The following is a 17,153-nucleotide window of genomic DNA, read 5'->3' as shown; positions in this document are numbered from 1 at the left end:
GTTTTTCATGCCCGTTTTGGGCGTTTGGGACTTAGTGGCTGTGGGGAGTGTAGGGCGGGGTGCTCTCTTCGGTCGAGGCAGGCGTGCCGTTTCACCTGCCAATCGCTTTGCTGCCATGTTGCGTTTGGTGGGACATTGCAGAACTGTATAAATCGTAATAAGGATTAATGAGCGTGAAATAATGCTATCAGATGCTCGTCTTAAACCATAAAATGACTATATTTGCCAATGAGGATGTGGTCTCGCATCTGCAGTGTTAACTAAACAGGGTCCGATAGAGACGGAGGGCCTGATGGAGGAACAGACTATGAAGCCAAGAAGAAAATCGTACAATGAAGAGTTCTATGAGCTGGACAATCACTACAACGAGGATTTCGACGAGCGTTATCAGTCCATGGTCAACATCTCCGGATGGTACGCATGACCATGTTGGTCGTCATTCTGTTTTGAATTAAAACATCCCGCTTACACGGTCAATTGACTCGGTGAGCGGGATGTTCCTTTTGGTGTTGGTTGCCTGTCGAGGTGTCTTGGCTTGGCAGGCATTGCCGTCAGATAGTCTTGATGTCTATCGATTTGGTTATGTTATGCTTCTTGTCGGTCACTGTAAGTGTCAATTTCCCGGCCTGTTTTGTGCTGCGCACGATGACCACCAGCTGTCCGTTGAAGAGCTTCATCTGCGGTTTGGTGAACGGCTCGAGCGATGTTGCGTCGCCATTGCAGGCTGCCTGGAACACGCCATCGCCTTCGACGGTGAACGTCAGTTGGCTGTCGGACGTCGGACATGGCGTCCCCTCCTTGTCAGCCATGGTGACAGTGACGAATGCCATGTCTTCTCCGTCTGCCTTGAGTGTTGGCGTTTGGCTTGCCGTCTGGCATTCGGCGCTCAGCAATAGCTGCGCCGGCTTTCCGGCGGTACGTCGGCTTTGCTCTCCTATTTTGTTTCCGTTGGCGTCGTAAGTGACGACTTTGATTTCTCCCGGCTCATATTTCACGTTGTTCCAGCGCAGGCGGTAGCGGTCAAGGCGGCCTTCCTTGTTCTTCCTAATGCGCCCCTGGCTCTTGCCGTTGACAAACAGTTCGCCCTCAACGCCGTCGGTGTAGCAGTATACCGGCGTAACTTTTCCCTCGCGGCCGGGCCACGTCCAGTGGGGCAGCAGATGCGTTGTGTGCTCCTCCTTGTTCCATTTGCTGCGGTAGAGATAGTAACGGTCTTTGGGCAGTCCGGCCAAGTCGCATATCCCGAAGTAGCTGCTGCGGCTGGGCCAATACTCGTCATAGGGCGTAGGTTCGCCCAGATAGTCGTATCCTGTCCACACAAACTCGCCGATGACTTGGTCATAATCGTCTTGCCAACGCCAGTCGTCGTCGGGCAGGTTGCTCCATGAGCAGTGCTCAACGTCGTAGCCCGAGCATTGCCCGTCGGCGTACTTCTTTCCTGCGGCAATGTCAACGGGGAACTTGTAGACGCCCCGCGAGCTTACCGTCGACGCCGTCTCCGAGCCGAGCAGGAAGCCCTGCGGCAACTCTTTCAGTCCTTTTTCATACTTGTGAAGGCGGTAGTTGAATCCCGGAACGTCCATCACCCCGGCGAAACCAGTCTTCATTGCGTTGTCCACACGGTCCATTCCCTGCGTCACCGTGCGCGTGGGGTCGAGTTTGTGGCACAGGTCCTGCAACCTCTTGGCCGTCTCGGCACCTCCCCTCATGCCCTGTTCGGGTATTTCGTTGCCAATGCTCCACATTATGATAGACGGGTGGTTGCGATGGTTGAGGATAAGGTTGGTAATGTCTTTCTCGGCCCATTCGTCGAAGAAGCGGCAGTAGCCATTCTTGCATTTGGGGTATTTCCACATGTCGAAGCTCTCGGCCATGACCATCATCCCGAGCGAGTCGCACACGTCCATCTGCATTGTCGAAGGCATGTTGTGTGCCGTACGTATTGCGTCGCAGCCCATTTCCTTCATCATTTTTATCTGTCTTATCAGCGCGGCCTTGTTTATTGCGGCACCGAGCGGGCCCAAGTCGTGGTGCAGGCACACTCCCTTTATTTTCCGTGTCTGCCCGTTGAGTTGGAATCCGCCTTCCTTTGTGACGCTCACGGTGCGTATACCGAAGTTCATTGTCTGCTCGTCCATCAGCCTGTTGCCTTTATACAGGCGCGTGGTGAGCTTGTAGAGGTATGGCGATTCGGGCGACCACAGCTCCGGTTTGTCCACGTCCAGCTGGGTCTTCACCGTTCCGTCGGCCTCGATGTCGCATCTGCTTGCAGCTGCCACGTAGCCTTTGCGGTCGTAAAGTGTTATCTCCACCCCGGCCTTGTCGGTGGCGTCGATGCCTTCAACCTTTGTGTCTACGTCTATGTATGCCTTCTTTCCGTCTATCTTGGCAGTCCTTGCGAACGTTGCCCAGGTGGCAATCCGCTCCTTGCCGGTCAGTATCAGTGTGACAGGACGGTAGATTCCACCCCCGGGATACCATCGGCTGCTCTCCTCAAGGTTGTTCAGGTCGACCTCCATCTGGTTGTCGCCGGCCTTGATGTATGGCGTTATGTCAATCTTGAACGCATTATATCCATACGGCCAAAAGCCGGCTTTCTGTCCGTTGATGGTCACTGTCGGCTCGGCCATCGCCCCGTCGAACACCAGCTCGGCCTTGCTGTAGCCCTCGGGTATGGCCAGTGTGCGCTTGTAATGGCCTTCGCCAATCCACGGCAGCGCGCCCGACCGGCCCGACTTCTCCGTTGCCACCTTCTCGTTGTTTTGCTCAATTGCCACCGTCTGCAAGTCCCATTTCTTGTCGAACGGGCCGCTGATGGCCCAGTCGTGGGGCACGCTAACGGTTTGCCACTCGGCCTTGTCGCGTGAGAACTGCCATCCATCGGTCAGCGTAATCTCCCTCCGCGTCTGCGCTACGGCGGCTGTTGCCACGGCCAGCGCAATGGTCAGAATCTTGTCTCTCATTATGTTTTGATTATTAGAATGTTCTATTTTGCAAAGTTACTAATAAAAATCTAACCTTCGGTATTGTGTGTGTGAAAAAGCTTTCATAATGGTGGTGGCAGTCGAAAATGGGTTGCGGGCGAGCCCGCAGCCTTGTGGCTGCAGGCCATGGTGGGCCCAGGTGGCCGCCAATGCCATGGTAGCGGCAGTGGCGGGGCACGGCTTGCGCAACGGCATTAGGTCATGGCCGTTGGGCCGTTGGGCGGTTTTCCATAATCCGGTTCACCTTTTCCACCATTCCGGGGCCGTAGTGGCAGCTGTCAACTATGCGCCCTTTGTTGTCTAATATTATCGCAGTCGGCATTGCGTTCACGTGGTTCAGAGCCGCAAAGTTGCCCCCGAAGATGTTGGTCAAGCGCTCCATGCCGTTGCGTCTTATGTACCACCGCCATATGTCGCCATTGAACCCGAACGTGAAGGCATGGCACACTATGTTCAGGCCCTTGCCGCCATAGCGGTCGTAAAGCTGCCTGACGATTTCGGCTCCGCGCCGTCCGTCCCTGTTTTGTGGATAGTACAGGTAAAGCAAAGTATACCCGTCGCCGCGAAATTCAGCCGTGTTGCGTTTGTTGCCGTCGGTGTCCCAGCATTCAGTGTCGGCCAGTTTTGTGCCGGGTTTCAGCTTTTCGTTGTCATTAAAGTATTTCGCTGCCGGCTGCATAAGCAGGTTTGATGCGTAGCGCCCGGTCGAATCTACATAGAGTGCCAGCTCGTCTTGGCTCATCCTGAAATAATAATTGTACAGCAGGAACAGGTGTACGGCATTGTCGCTGTTGGCCTTTATTGTTGCCATTACATAATTGTCGAGCCGCCGCATCAGTCGGGCAAAGCCCGCACTGTCGGTCACTGTCAACCTGCCGTCGATGGTTGTGGAGTATTTTATGGCCTCGGTGTCGAATGCTTTCAGCGAGTCTTGCACCGCCATCAGTTTCATGTTGGTCTCAGAGGCAGATGTTATGCCGCGCCTCATGTCTACGTTTATCGTCACGGTGTCGGCAAAGGCATAGTAAGTATTGCTGCCGTCGGTGATGCAGACGAGCGAGTTTCTCACCCTGTCCTTGCAGAAACGGAACCCCCGCTTATCGGTTGGCACGGCGAAAGTCTTGTCGGGTGCCAATCCGCCGACGAATATCTTTGAGTCCTCATCTGCCGCAGTTCCGATGATTCTGACGGCGATTGTGGGTTCATCATTGCACATTTGCGGGTATCCCATGAACTCGGAGACAACCATAAACACTTCCGGCGGGCATAACCTTTTGCCAAGCCTTGAGCGCGTTGACATTGCGAGGTCAGAGCTTTGCGACCTGTATGGCTTCTCCGTTTTTTGCTCCGTTTTCCTTCTGAAGGCCGACACTGTTCTCATAAGAGCCTTGTCCCTCTGACTGTTGCCGGTTTCTTCCATCGACCAAACATTTCGCTTTATCGAGTCATATTGTTCGGTTGTAAGCGTGCCGTCAAACTTTTCGGCGAGCCTCCTCATCACGAACGCTATGGCATCACACTGCTTGTAGTTGCCTTTGGCCATGCTTTTTCGGAACTTCTCTGCCAGCATCTTCACCTGGCTTACGGCTATGTCGCCGGTCATGGTGTCTATCCTCTCTGTTTCATCCACGTCGTATACCTTTTGTTCCGAGCCGCTTTCGTTGAAGTCGATATAGCTGTTTGCCTGCCAGTCTTTTCCGGTCAGTTTGGCAATATAGCCGTCGATGGTGCAGAAACGCCTCGACTCCATGTCTGTGAATAGCTGCGGTTTCCAGGCAAACATATAGTTGGTGCGCACACTGTCGCTGCCGCAGAAAGTCATTGTGGCATAGTTGCACAGATTGTCGAGCGGATATGAATATGCCGTCACCCCGCCAATGCTGTCGGAGTAGGCGTAGGTCAATCCATCGATCTCACGCGAGTTGATGCCCGAAGGGTCGGCATCGTGAGTCAACGCCTGCGACGCAAGGCCGGCATTTCGTTTCAATGCCCGTTCCAGGCGCCCTATGCACTTCGGCAACAATGGGGCGGCAGCAGTGTCGCCCACTTCGTAAAGATATTTAAAATAAAGCGTTTTGCAGTCTTGAATGTGCGGAGCCTGGCGGTTGCCGGCCTTTTGCTGGTTATAGAGCTTGGCATTGAAGAAAGCATTGGCGTTGTCGGTCCGGCGCGTCTGCAGTTCGTCCGAGCGTTCAAGCCTTGCTATTTCCTTGTCTATGTCGTCGATGGCGCGTTGTGTCTGGGCTGCGCCCATGGTGCAAACGGAGGCCAGTGCCATTGTCATGCAGATCTTTGCTTTCATTGTTCCGTGTCGTTTCTGGTTGTTGTCATGTTGTTTTTGGCATTGTCATTGTCGGGTGCAAGCAAATAGTCGAGCAGTTTCCTGCTGATGATTTCCTGCAGCCGGGCGTCGGTGCGTATCATCTTCTCCACCTGGGCCGTATAGACCGAATCGCCCACGCGGTCGAGTTCCTTTTCAGGAAATAGGTCGATGGAGGCGGAAAAGCCATCCGCCTGCATCCCGGCGTGTTCATTTCCTGAGTTCGCGTGCCATTCTCTTGATTTCCCGCAGGGCATACTCCCCGTGATATAATTGTGGCGGCTCCATGTTGGCTATGAGTCCGTCGGGGGTCACTATTTCCTTGTGTGGTATGCCGTTGAACTTGAACAGTGCCATGAACCGTAGCCAGTCGTCGTATGGTATGCGGTAAGATTCTTCGCCGTTCAGGTATTTTGCAGTGAACTCCTTGTAAGACTTGTCTGATGTCTGGCGCTCGTTGGTGATGAACACCAGCTCTACGCCGGGCATGGCCGCTATGGAGTCGCGAAGCCTCCGGGATGCTTCTATCTCGGCAACGCACGGCCCGCACGTGGTGGCCCAGAAGTCTACAATGACCGTTTTGCCTCGATATGGCTTCACGATAGCGTTGAACGCGTCGGCGGCGCGGCCATTGGGCAGGGCGTATGTGGCCTTGGCCCTACTGTCCAGCCGGCGCTGCAGACTGTCGAGCCGCTCCCTAAGAAATGGCGAAACGAGCAGTTGCCTGCGGCTGTCTATGAGCGTTGAGCCTCGCTCCGGGTCTTTGTCATACACCGCCCTTGTGTAATATTCCTCGTTGAGCCATATTAGTTGGAGCAGCTTCGATGGGTGGCCGAGACCGAATATGGCTTCATCTATGGCCATGCGCCTGCTGTCGTCTGCCCATTCCAGCCTGTTGGCGGGTTTTCCCGGGATGCGTTTGTATGCTATTGGTTTGCAGTATTCGTAACGGTTTTGCAGGAAATAGAGTTCAAAGGGCAGCGAGAAACAGGTGAGATCTTCCAGCCCCATGTGGCGCATGAAGGCATAGTTGGCCGGGTTCATGTTGCTTGTGGCGGTGGTGTCCGTGTCGTTCTCCTTAAACCAAGATATGAACATGCAGCACCTCATGCGCGTAATCGTGCGTAGCAGGTGAGCCTCTTCCGTGTCGAGGCCGTATTTGCCAATCAGGTAGTTGGCAAAGGCCATCCGTTGCTCCGTGCCGCTTACGATGGCTTTAGAATAGTCGGCAAAGGTCAGCGAGTCGGCCAATGTATTCATGTGGTGGTAGTCGAGCGACATGTCGGGGCTGTAGTTTGACAGCAGAGTGAGCAGCCTCTGGTGGCGCGTGCCGTCGGCATAGCTCACGGTGTTGTCCTCGTTGATGGTCACGTCGATGGTGTCGCCAGCGCAGAGGTAGAAGTAGTATTTGCTGTTGTCATTGTTCAGATAGTCGAGCGTTGGGCATTCTACCGGCAGCGTGGCCGTAAACGTGCCGTCGTAGGCCACTTCAAACACCTTCGGTGTCTCCGTGTGCATGATGGCGTTGTAGCCGTAGTGGTTTATTATGGTGGGGTGCTTGCCGGCGAAGCGGCCGCGCACAACGCCCGTGCCGCGGCGGAAAAAAGCAGCCTCGTCGGCAATCTGCAGGGCGGTGTCGGGCGTTATGGCAGTGGCATCCTTGCCCAGCGGCTTCTCTCCCCGCTCGTGTATGCCCCATATCTTATAGTCGTTAGGCCCCTCTATCATGTCGATGTAGCGTGTGGACAGAGGCAGCGGATTGAACGAAACCTTGAAGTCGGCCTCGCCAGACTTGGGCATCGTGAACCTCTTGCTTAGCCCGATGCCTATTCCGCAGCGCGTGGCATACCGCCGCCCCGCGTCGTCTACCAGTACCGTAGAGCGCGACAGGCGAATCCACCAGCCCGGTTTGTATTTGGCGTGAAACGAAACCACGGTGGCCGTGTCGCTCAGTTCGATGCGCGTCACGGTAAGTGTGTTGTCGGTGCTGTTTGCCATGCACTCAGGGTTATCTATCACCCGTGGCCTCTTTGCCATAGCTGAGAGTGTGCAGAGAGCGGCCGCCGCCACGGCCATTGTCTTGTAGAAGTTGTTTGATTTCATTGTTTGTTTGTTTTAAGTTGCGCGCTATTGGTTCGCTTTAGGTGCCTCGTCGTTGTGTGTTGGCGTGGTTACCATGTTTTTGTTGTTTGCTTTTGATTTTGCAAATATACTTCTTTTATCATAAAATCCACGTCTGATGATGAGTTTTTTTTGGGCATAGCCCACCCCTAATGCGGTATGCCTGGGGCAGTATTAACGCCTGCGTGAGCAACGTTTATGTATTGGCGGCTTTGTTTCGCCGCAAATGCGCGAGTATTGGCCGCATAAATGTAAGTTCCTGTAAATCAGTTGTAATGCTTAGCTTTGAGTGCCGACAAGTCCAGATGCGGATTTTGTTGTTGGTCGAAACATGGATGTAAACTCAACGATTTGTCGCATTCAGGCATGCAGAACAAGCCGGATGACAGTTCAAGACCTGTGGTTAAGCAATGCAGTATGGCACGTATTGCAATGCCGAACATGCCGTTTCATAAAGATTCCACTGCGGTTTTGCTCTTTTCGGTGGTTGCCGTCGCCTCTCCGGCCATGGTTTCCAGTCTGTTTGCCCGATTTGTTTTGTCATGCATTCAGAAAAATGTAGCACTCACGATACGTAGTCTTAAGTTTCCGGTTCATCCCCCTGCATGCTTGCCCTCATCCATCCGGCCGAGCGAACTTGCCAACGTCGTTTCCCCGTGCTTTAATTTTTAACTCATAATTTTTAATTCTTGAATGTTCTTCTTTTGCCCCATTGTCTTCCCATTCCCTTGAATCTTCCTCCTTAATTCTTAATACTTAATACTTACTTTCCCCTTCTCTTATTTTATATATTAGAAGATGTAGTATGATTGCATTTTGTTATCAATATGCGGTATATGGTTATAAATTTGCAGTAATATGGCATTTAATTGAATATTTTTTTGCATATTAAAATATAAAAGGCTAACTTTGCATCAAACTACGGTAGAAATTAAAAACATACACGAAATATGAAGCATAAGTTGAGAAGCGCAGTGTGTACCGAGGGTCGCCGCATGGCCGGCGCGCGTGCCCTGTGGGTGGCTTCGGGCATGAAGCGCGAGCAGTTCGGGCGTCCCATCATAGCCATAGTCAACTCATTCACGCAGTTTGTGCCCGGTCATACGCATTTGCACGAGATAGGCCAGATAGTAAAAAGCGAGATTGAGTCCATGGGATGCTACGCCGCCGAGTTCAACACGATAGCCATCGACGACGGGATAGCCATGGGCCACGACGGCATGCTGTACTCATTGCCCAGCCGCGACATCATAGCCGATTCAGTGGAGTATATGGTCAACGCCCATAAAGCGGATGCGATGATTTGCATCTCCAACTGCGACAAGGTGACGCCGGGCATGCTCATGGCTGCGATGAGGCTCAACATACCCACCGTGTTCTGTTCGGGCGGCCCCATGGAGGCCGGGCGCTGGCGCGGCGAGAATGCCGACCTGATAACGGCAATGGTGAAAGGCGCCGACCCGTCGGTTAGCGACGATGAGGTGGCCGAGCTTGAGGGTTGCGCCTGTCCGGGCTGCGGCAGTTGCTCGGGCATGTTCACCGCCAACTCAATGAACTCGCTCACCGAGGCCATCGGACTGGCCCTGCCCGGCAACGGCACCATACTGGCCACCCATAAAAACAGGATTCAGCTGTTCCGCGACGCCGCCCGGCAGGTTGTAAAAAACGCCATGGCATACTACGAGGATGGCGACGAGAGCGTGTTGCCGCGCAACATAGCCACGCGCCAGGCATTCCTCAATGCCATGTCGCTCGACATAGCCATGGGCGGAAGCACCAACACAGTGCTCCATCTGCTGGCCGTGGCGCAAGAGGCCGGCGCCGACTTCACCATGACCGACATCGACGAGCTTAGCCGCCGAGTGCCTTGCCTTTGCAAGTTGGCGCCCAACACCCAGAAATACAGCGTCCAGGAGTGTGGCCGCGCGGGCGGCATACTCGGCATAATGAACGAACTGGCTAAGGGAGGACTGATAGACGGCAATGTAAACCGCGTTGACAGACACACCCTTGGCGAGCAGATGAAACGTTACGACATCACCAACGGCACGCCCGACGCCGAGGCAGAGCGCATCTACGGCAGCGCCCCGGGGCACAGGTTCTCTACGGTCATGGGCAGCCAGGACGCCCGCTGGGAGTCGTTGGATGCCGACCGGGCCTGCGGTTGCATTCGCGACATAGAGCATGCATATACAAAGGACGGCGGACTGGCAGTGCTTTTCGGCAATATCGCGCAGGATGGCTGCGTGGTGAAGACCGCCGGCGTCGACGAGAAGATATGGCGGTTCTCGGGCCCGGCCCGCGTGTTCGACTCACAGGAAGATGCCTGCGAGGGAATACTCGGTGGACGGGTGAAGAGCGGCGACTGCGTGGTCATCACCCACGAAGGGCCCAAGGGCGGCCCGGGCATGCAGGAAATGCTCTATCCAACGTCGTATATCAAGAGCATGCACCTCGGCACTGAGTGTGCGCTCATTACCGACGGGCGCTTCTCGGGCGGCACCAGCGGCCTCAGCATAGGCCATATCTCGCCCGAGGCTGCCGCCGGCGGCAACATCGGCAAGATTGTAGACGGCGACATCATCGACATCGACATACCCAACCGAAGCATCAACGTAAGGCTGACCGAGGCAGAGCTGGCCGCAAGGCCGCAGCGCCCCATGACGCGCCGGCGCACGGTGTCGAAGGCCCTGAAGGCTTATGCGCAGAGCGTCAGCTCGGCCGACAAGGGCGGAGTGAGGATTATCGAAGATTGAAAACGGCAGTGGCCGGTTCATGGCTGGGCGACAGTGGCTGTTGGCCTGGGCCGTGCAGCAGTGAGTGATGCGCCGTGGCTGTGGCCGGGCGCATTGCCATTATTGGGCAGAACCGGCCGGGCGCATGGCCGTCGTGGCTTCAACAGGCAGCCAACGGCTGTTTTCTTTGTCTGATTTCTAAATAAAAGGATTATGCAAAACGAAATTATATCAGGTGCGGAAATAATGATTAGGGCGCTCAGGGAAGAGGGCGTGAAGACCATCTTTGGTTATCCCGGAGGGTCTATCATGCCAGTGTTCGACGTGCTCTATGATTACACACGAGGAGAGAACAAGGCATTCGACCATATCCTGGTGCGCCACGAACAGGCTGCAACGCATGCCGCCGAAGGCTTTGCCAGGGTGAGCGGCGAAGTAGGGGTGTGCATAGTGACAAGCGGTCCGGGCGCAACCAATACGCTCACCGGCGTGGCTGACGCCATGCTCGACTCAACACCGATGGTGGTAATTGCCGGACAGGTGAGCATTGCGGCCCTCGGCACCGATGCTTTCCAGGAGGTTGACCTCGTGGGACTGGCGCAGCCAATATCAAAATGGAGCTATCAGATAAGGCGTCCGGAAGACATTGCGTGGGCAGTGAGCCGCGCTTTCTATATCGCACGGTCGGGACGGCCCGGCCCGGTGGTGCTCGACTTCCCAAAGAATGCACAGGTTGACATGGCCGAATGGAAGCCGGCGCACGTGGATTTTGTGAGAAGCTATGTGCCTTACCCAACGCCCGACGAACACGCCATAGCCGAGGCGGCTGCACTGATCAATGCTGCCGAGCGACCGTTGGCATTGGTGGGGCAGGGCGTAGAGCTGGGCAACGCCCATAACGAACTGCTTGAGTTTATCGAGAAAGCGGGCATACCGGCAGCCCGTACGCTGCTCGGCTTGTCGGCGTTGCCCACGGGCCATCCGCTCAATGTGGGCATGCTTGGCATGCACGGCAACTATGCGCCAAACGTGAAAGAGCAGGAGTGTGATGTGCTTATTGCCATTGGCATGCGCTTTAGCGACAGGGTGACAGGACTGACGTCTACTTATGCTAGGCAGGCAAAGGTGATTCACCTCGACATCGACCGCTCGGAAATAGACAAATGTGTCAAGACCGACGTGGCTGTGATAGGCGACTGCAAGGTCACACTGCCTGCCATAACGAGATTGCTCAAGAAAAACGACCACCACGCATGGCGCGAGTCGTTCGACCGACTCTACGACATGGAGTATGAGAAGGTGATAAGCAAGGCAATACACCCGGCTGACGGCCCTCTGCTCATGGGCGAAGTGGTCAACGCGGTGGCCGAGGCTACGGGCGGCGATGCCGTGCTGGTGACCGACGTTGGGCAGAACCAGATGTTTGCAAGCCGGTATTTCCGGTACAACCGTAAGCGCTCCATTGTTACGAGCGGCGGACTCGGCACCATGGGATTCGGGCTGCCGGCTGCCGTGGGGGCTGCTTTCGGGGCACCGGAACGCACCGTTTGTGTGTTCACTGGCGACGGAGGGTTCCAGATGAGCATACAGGAACTGGGCACGATCATGGAGAATCGGGTGCCGGTGAAGATGATATTGATGAACAACAATTACCTTGGCAACGTGCGGCAGTGGCAGGATATGTTCTTCGAAGGGAAGAGGTCGTTCACCAAGATGCTCAACCCTGTATACGAAAAAGTGGCCGATGCTTACGGCATAGCATATTCGCTGGTGACAGACAGGGCCGCATTGGACGGCGAGGTGGCCAGGATGCTTGCCACGCCTGGCCCATATCTGCTTGAATGCGCAATAAAGGAAGAAGACAACGTGCTGCCGATGACGCCTCCGGGAAAGAGTGTTGACGAGATGTTGTTGGAAATAAAATGATTAGATATGGAAGGAAAGAAACTGTATACATTGCTGGTCTACTCCGAAAACATTGCCGGTATACTTAACCAGATAACGGCCGTCTTCACGCGAAGGCAGGTGAACATAGAGAGCCTTAACGTCTCGGCATCGAGCATTGAGGGCCTGCATAAGTACACGATAACCGCATGGAGCGACCAAGATCAGATAGAGAAGATAACCAAACAGATAGAAAAGAAGATTGATGTAGTAAAGGCTAAGTACTACACCGACGACGAGTTGTTTATCAGGGAGACCGGTTTGTACAAGCTGTCTACGGATACCGTGCTCGGAAACCCGGACGTTTCGCGCACCATACGCAAGCATGGGGCAAACATAGCCGAGGTGAATCCTACTTACGTTATTGTGATGTTGAACGGCATGACCGAAGACATCATGAGCTTGTTTCACGCCCTCAACGATTTCGGGTGTGTGTTGCAGTACACCCGCTCGGGGCGCATCGCCGTGACACGCAGCACCCAGGAGGAGGTGAGCACATACCTCGAGGAGCGTGAACTGAGGCGTGGGGCCGGCAACAATGCCGGGGCCTGACGTCCGGCCCGGCGCTGTTGACGGTTGATGAGGCCCTTTACGCCACGGGCAGCACGTAGCTGTCAGCGGGTGGGGTGGCTGCAACGGTGGCGCTGGGGTGGGGCGGCCACGGCACAGCTCGATTATTACAATGACATGATTATACAACATTGACTATATTGATATGGATAAAATAGGCAAGTATCTCTTTTTGGCGGAGCCGTTCCATTGTGACTTTTCGCACCGCCTTTTTATGTCTCACCTTGGCAATCACATGCTGAATGCAGCGGATTTCCATTCAACTGAACGTGGCTTCGGCATGACTTACCTCAACCCAATACACAAGACGTGGGTGCTATCGCGCCTTGCCGTGGAGATGGAGGAGATGCCGGTGCAGTACACCAAGTTCTTCGTTGAGACCTGGGTTGAGGGTGCCATGAAGTATTTTACGAACAGAAACTTCCGCGTTGTGGGCGAAGACGGGCGCGTGTTTGGCTATGGCCGCAGCGTTTGGGCTATGATAGACACAGACACAAGGCAGCCCCAGGACATACTGGCGATACACGACGGGGCGATAAAAGGATGGATAGAGACAGGCAAGGAGTGCCCCATCGAAAAGAGTTCACGCGTCAAGATGTCTGCCGATGCGTCGATTGTGCGAACCATCGATACCGGTTACAGCGACGTAGACGTAAACGGTCACGTCAACTCGGTGAAGTACATAGAGCACGTTTTAGACCTGTTTGACATAGAATGGCACAGAACCCACAGGCTGAAACGCTTCGAGATAGCATACGTGGCGGAAAGCCACGGGGGCGACAAACTGTCGTTTTACCGCGAGGAAACAGCAGAAGGTGAGTTTTGCGTGCGCATCGTGAAATCACCGGCCGACGCCTCGGGTGATGTCGAAGTATGCAGAAGCAAAGTTAAATTTATAAATATATGAAACTATTCTTGGTGGTTTCGTTTTAATTTTATACTTTTGCAGACCAAAGATAAGCAATATATCAAATCATAATAACCAGCGGCTTATGATGAGCTGCGCACAAAAACGTTTTATACTATGGCAGAAATGAATTTTGGTGGCGTTATCGAAACGGTTGTCACAAACAAGGAATTTTCGTTGGAGAAGGCACGTGAAGTATTGAAGGACGAGACAATAGCCGTCATCGGCTACGGCATCCAGGGCCCCGGACAGGCATGCAACTTGCGTGACAATGGATTCAACGTCATTGTTGGACAGCGTGAAGGCAAGACCTACGACAAGGCTGTTGCCGACGGATGGGTTCCGGGTCAGACGCTATTCTCTATCGAGGAAGCTGCAGAGAAAGGCACTATCATATGCATGCTGCTTTCAGACGCAGGCCAGATACAGGTGTGGCCAACAATCAAGAAATACCTTACGGCCGGCAAGACCCTCTATTATTCTCATGGCTTTGCCATTACTTGGAACGACCGTACGGGTGTTGTTCCTCCGTCAGACATCGATGTCATAATGGTGGCCCCCAAGGGTTCGGGCACCTCTTTGCGCACAATGTTCCTCGAAGGGCGCGGACTCAACTGCTCATACGCTGTCTATCAGGATGCCAGCGGCAAGGCCGAGGAGAAGACGATAGCCTTCGGCATAGGCATCGGGGCGGGCTATCTGTTCAAGACCACGTTCCAGCGCGAGGCCACGAGCGACCTTACCGGCGAGCGCGGTTCGCTGATGGGAGCCATCGAGGGGTTGCTCGAGGCGCAGTATGAGGTGCTCCGTGAGAACGGCCATTCGCCTTCGGAAGCATTTAACGAGACCGTCGAAGAGCTTACACAGAGCCTTATGCCACTGTTTGCACAGAAAGGAATGGACTGGATGTATGCCAATTGTTCGACCACGGCCCAGCGTGGTGCGCTCGACTGGGCGCCACGGTTCCGCGATGCCATCAAGCCTGTGATGCAGTGGCTTTACTATTCCGTGAAGACCGGAAACGAGGCTCAGATATCTATCGACAGCAATTCGAAGCCCGACTACCGTGACGGATTGAACAAAGAACTTGAGGCAATGCGCAACATGGAGATGTGGCGTGCGGCCGAGACTGTGCGCAAGTTGCGCCCAGAAAACGGCGAATGTTGATGTTAGGTGCCGTGACTTGTCTTGCGGCACTGTTGTGAATAAACTATGAAGGCTCGTTCCTTGTGGTTGTTTCCACGCGGAACGAGCCTCTTTATTGTGCATGCATGCCAGGCTGATGCATCGCGACAGCCGGCCAGCCTGTCATTCGCCGAGATAGAAAGATGGCACCGGGGCTTGTGGGTATCCCATGCTCGCGTGGGCAATGTAGCTGCGGTAAATCCTGTCTTGCATCAATGTCACACGTCGGTCTTTGGCCGGTATGTTTGTATGGTAGATGCGTAGCTCGCCCGGCATGGCGGTTATCAGTTCTTCGCGCCAGTCGCCTTCGATGTCGGCCACGGCAATCACACCGCCTTCTATCCCGTCGGTCAGTGTCTCGCCCTGCCATTTGCAAACACCCATCTCCATTCTCCTGCGCCGCGGGCCTGCGGCGTTGACGGCCTTCGGCCTGTATCTCATGGTTTCGCGAAGCAAGTCGCCGTCCCACCATATCCAGTTGCTGCAACCGGGAATGTCGCCCTGCGGCACATCTATCCGCTTGCCGTCGGCCGTGAGCAGGTATTTGTCGGTGCTGCCGCCCTTACGGTCTTCTGATGCAATGCATTCCAGTCCGGGGTGGCCCGGGTCGAAATCTACTACCATGCCATTGCCCACGTGGTAAGTGGTTTGGCCGATGCCCCATTGCAGCTTGCCTGTGGCGGCGTCGACAACCGACACCCCGCGTCCGTCTTCTTTCTTCGGTTCGCTCACCATGTAGACCTGCAGGGGTAGGTCGGCGCGCAGCCGGCAGAGATATGCCTTGTCGCTATGGCCGAGTCCCGACGACCACAGTGCCGTGCCATTGTCGTCGAGCATGCACGAGCCGAGCAGTATCTCGTCGCGCCCGTCGGCATCGACATCGCCGGAAACCATGCTGTGTGCCCCCATGCTTCTTATCACGGGGTTCTCCTCATCGCCGTCCCAGCGCCAGGCGCGCACGAGCTTTCCGTCTTTGAGCATCCACGCGTCGACCACCATTAGCTTGTATGTGCCGCGTGCAGCCAACAGAAACGGCGTCTTGCCGTCGAGGTAGGCAACTCCCATTTGGTTGCGGTTTTGCCGCACAAGGTTGCCATACCTGTCGTTGCGCTCAGGCCAGTCAACGCGGTCGATGGTCTTGCCGGTCATGCCGTCTACCACGGTCAGGTATTCGCTGCCGCCACACACGCGCCCTTGTTCGTTCTTTACATAGTCATCGCCGGCGCTTTTGAAAGCCACCTCGGCCTTTCCGTCGCCATTGAAGTCGAATGCCACGAAGGGCGAATACCACACCCCCGGCTCGATGCCCTGCCCAAGGTCGATTGTCCACAGGTGGCGCCCGGTGCTGAGGTATGCCGATATGCGGTATGTCTTTCCGGTCTTGTCGCCGGGCATTCCCGGGTCGACGTTTGAATTTGGCGTGCGCACAATGAAGTCGTATGTGCCGTCTCCGTCCAAGTCGGCTATGGCCAGTTTGCCAGGTGTCTCGCCGTCGGCAATAGGTATCGAGGTGTATTGTTTCATTCCGTTGGCGCTCGCCTTTACGCGGTTTGATGTGGCTTTGCCGTTTGTGGTGCCTTCGCTGTCGGTGGCCTCCACCCAGTAAGTGGCTTCGCCTGCAGGCGACTTGTCGGTGAAATCACATGTCTTAGTGATGGGCTTTCGGTTGAGCCGCTTTGTCTTGCCTGATGATTCGCGGTATACATTGAAGGCCACTGTGGGGGCGTCGGTGTCGAGCAGGCGCCAGCTCAGGTAGACGCTTTTGCCGTCAGTCGCCGGTGTGGCGGTTAGCCCGCGGTTCAGATGTTCAGTGACGCGTTCTGTTGCGAAGCCTTCGGTTAATGGTTTCGCTTCATGGCGAGGGTCGAGCACTTCGTAGTAATAATGACTCTCGCGTGGGTCTTGTGCGTAAGTTGCGCATGCGGCACACCCCATCAGCAGCAGAGAAAAAAGTCTTTTGTCCATCGATTCTTTTGTTTTTGTTTTGTTTCAGGTTGAGTTTCTTTCTTGGCCCGTCTCCTGCTTGTGCTTTTGTACCATTCACGCAGTGCATAGGTGTGTTTCGTTTACCGATGTAAATATGGCGCAAGCGGGCGGATTGCAAGTTTGCTTGAGCATTCCCGATTGTAGCTTTTGCTTGTGCAAAGATAGTGAATAATTCTATCAGTCAGTCAGGTTTTAAATTAAAAATACACCAGTCTGCCATTATTTTCTTTCAGAATCATTGCTTATGGTAGTGATGATGCCCGTGTGTTTCCTTTGATAATGTTTTTTTACAATATGTTAGTTGCGCTTCCGGATATTGTGTTCGTGGCGCCCATACGGCCTGTACTGCATTTGAAAACGGGCCGTTTGGTGGTGTGACATGCCCCGTTTTGCAATGTAAA

11 protein-coding genes are annotated in these 17,153 nt (G+C 54.6%); 6 read left to right on the top strand and 5 right to left on the bottom strand.

Annotated elements, in window-relative coordinates; translation table 11 throughout:
• The first annotated feature begins 253 nt into the window (after positions 1-253).
• Positions 254-424, top strand: a complete 171-nt coding sequence (locus H6B30_RS09335; protein ID WP_205109893.1) for a hypothetical protein — start codon at positions 254-256, stop codon at positions 422-424.
• A 127-nt stretch (positions 425-551) separates the two neighbouring features.
• On the opposite strand, the gene H6B30_RS09330 is transcribed toward H6B30_RS09335, so the two are convergent.
• The 4 genes from H6B30_RS09330 to H6B30_RS09315 all read right to left on the bottom strand — a co-directional run bounded on the left by H6B30_RS09330 (position 552) and on the right by H6B30_RS09315 (position 7,407).
• Positions 552-2,963 (bottom strand): glycoside hydrolase family 2 TIM barrel-domain containing protein, encoded by a 2,412-nt coding sequence (locus H6B30_RS09330; protein ID WP_205109891.1) that lies wholly within the window; start codon positions 2,961-2,963, stop codon positions 552-554.
• 220 nt (positions 2,964-3,183) lie between these two features.
• Complete coding sequence (locus H6B30_RS09325) at positions 3,184-5,286, bottom strand: TlpA family protein disulfide reductase (RefSeq protein ID WP_205109889.1); 2,103 nt, start codon at positions 5,284-5,286, stop codon at positions 3,184-3,186.
• On the bottom strand, positions 5,283-5,504 hold the full coding sequence (locus tag H6B30_RS09320) for a hypothetical protein (protein ID WP_205109887.1): 222 nt from the start codon (positions 5,502-5,504) through the stop codon (positions 5,283-5,285). Before H6B30_RS09320 ends, H6B30_RS09325 begins: the two co-directional genes overlap by 4 nt.
• A 10-nt stretch (positions 5,505-5,514) precedes the next feature.
• The gene (locus tag H6B30_RS09315) at positions 5,515-7,407 is read right to left on the bottom strand and encodes a TlpA family protein disulfide reductase (protein ID WP_205109885.1); all 1,893 of its coding nucleotides are present in this window, start codon (positions 7,405-7,407) and stop codon (positions 5,515-5,517) included.
• Positions 7,408-8,375: 968 nt separating this feature from the next.
• Here H6B30_RS09315 and ilvD point away from each other — a divergent pair.
• From ilvD to ilvC, 5 genes are all read left to right on the top strand, one after another.
• The gene (gene ilvD / locus H6B30_RS09310) at positions 8,376-10,181 is read left to right on the top strand and encodes a dihydroxy-acid dehydratase (RefSeq protein ID WP_205109883.1); all 1,806 of its coding nucleotides are present in this window, start codon (positions 8,376-8,378) and stop codon (positions 10,179-10,181) included.
• A gap of 192 nt (positions 10,182-10,373) precedes the next feature.
• Positions 10,374-12,086 carry a biosynthetic-type acetolactate synthase large subunit gene (gene ilvB / locus H6B30_RS09305; protein ID WP_205109881.1) on the top strand — a complete coding sequence of 571 codons (1,713 nt, stop codon included), beginning with the start codon at positions 10,374-10,376 and terminating at the stop codon, positions 12,084-12,086.
• A gap of 6 nt (positions 12,087-12,092) precedes the next feature.
• On the top strand, positions 12,093-12,656 hold the full coding sequence (ilvN, locus tag H6B30_RS09300) for an acetolactate synthase small subunit (protein WP_205109879.1): 564 nt from the start codon (positions 12,093-12,095) through the stop codon (positions 12,654-12,656).
• A 163-nt stretch (positions 12,657-12,819) separates the two neighbouring features.
• Positions 12,820-13,581, top strand: coding sequence for an acyl-[acyl-carrier-protein] thioesterase (locus tag H6B30_RS09295; protein ID WP_205109877.1), 762 nt, complete (start codon positions 12,820-12,822; stop codon positions 13,579-13,581).
• 117 nt (positions 13,582-13,698) lie between these two features.
• Positions 13,699-14,748 carry a ketol-acid reductoisomerase gene (gene ilvC / locus H6B30_RS09290; RefSeq protein WP_205109875.1) on the top strand — a complete coding sequence of 350 codons (1,050 nt, stop codon included), beginning with the start codon at positions 13,699-13,701 and terminating at the stop codon, positions 14,746-14,748.
• A 141-nt stretch (positions 14,749-14,889) separates the two neighbouring features.
• On the opposite strand, the gene H6B30_RS09285 is transcribed toward ilvC, so the two are convergent.
• A complete protein-coding gene (locus H6B30_RS09285) occupies positions 14,890-16,731 on the bottom strand; it encodes a rhamnogalacturonan lyase family protein (RefSeq protein ID WP_205109873.1) in 1,842 nt (613 codons plus the stop codon).
• Positions 16,732-17,153: the final 422 nt, after the last annotated feature.

Origin of the sequence: Marseilla massiliensis, from assembly GCF_016899955.1 — a bacterium.
GTDB classification, from domain to species: Bacteria; Bacteroidota; Bacteroidia; order Bacteroidales; family Bacteroidaceae; genus Prevotella; species Prevotella intestinigallinarum.
This window is presented reverse-complemented; position numbering and strand designations above follow the sequence as displayed.

Coding starts and splice junctions, on each gene's coding strand:
- H6B30_RS09330 (WP_205109891.1), bottom strand. CDS start 2,963: ATGAGAGACAAGATTCTGACCATTGCGCTGGCCGTGGCAACAGCCGCC.
- H6B30_RS09325 (WP_205109889.1), bottom strand. CDS start 5,286: ATGAAAGCAAAGATCTGCATGACAATGGCACTGGCCTCCGTTTGCACC.
- H6B30_RS09320 (WP_205109887.1), bottom strand. CDS start 5,504: ATGCAGGCGGATGGCTTTTCCGCCTCCATCGACCTATTTCCTGAAAAG.
- H6B30_RS09315 (WP_205109885.1), bottom strand. CDS start 7,407: ATGAAATCAAACAACTTCTACAAGACAATGGCCGTGGCGGCGGCCGCT.
- ilvD (WP_205109883.1), top strand. CDS start 8,376: ATGAAGCATAAGTTGAGAAGCGCAGTGTGTACCGAGGGTCGCCGCATG.
- ilvB (WP_205109881.1), top strand. CDS start 10,374: ATGCAAAACGAAATTATATCAGGTGCGGAAATAATGATTAGGGCGCTC.
- ilvN (WP_205109879.1), top strand. CDS start 12,093: ATGGAAGGAAAGAAACTGTATACATTGCTGGTCTACTCCGAAAACATT.
- H6B30_RS09295 (WP_205109877.1), top strand. CDS start 12,820: ATGGATAAAATAGGCAAGTATCTCTTTTTGGCGGAGCCGTTCCATTGT.
- ilvC (WP_205109875.1), top strand. CDS start 13,699: ATGGCAGAAATGAATTTTGGTGGCGTTATCGAAACGGTTGTCACAAAC.
- H6B30_RS09285 (WP_205109873.1), bottom strand. CDS start 16,731: ATGGACAAAAGACTTTTTTCTCTGCTGCTGATGGGGTGTGCCGCATGC.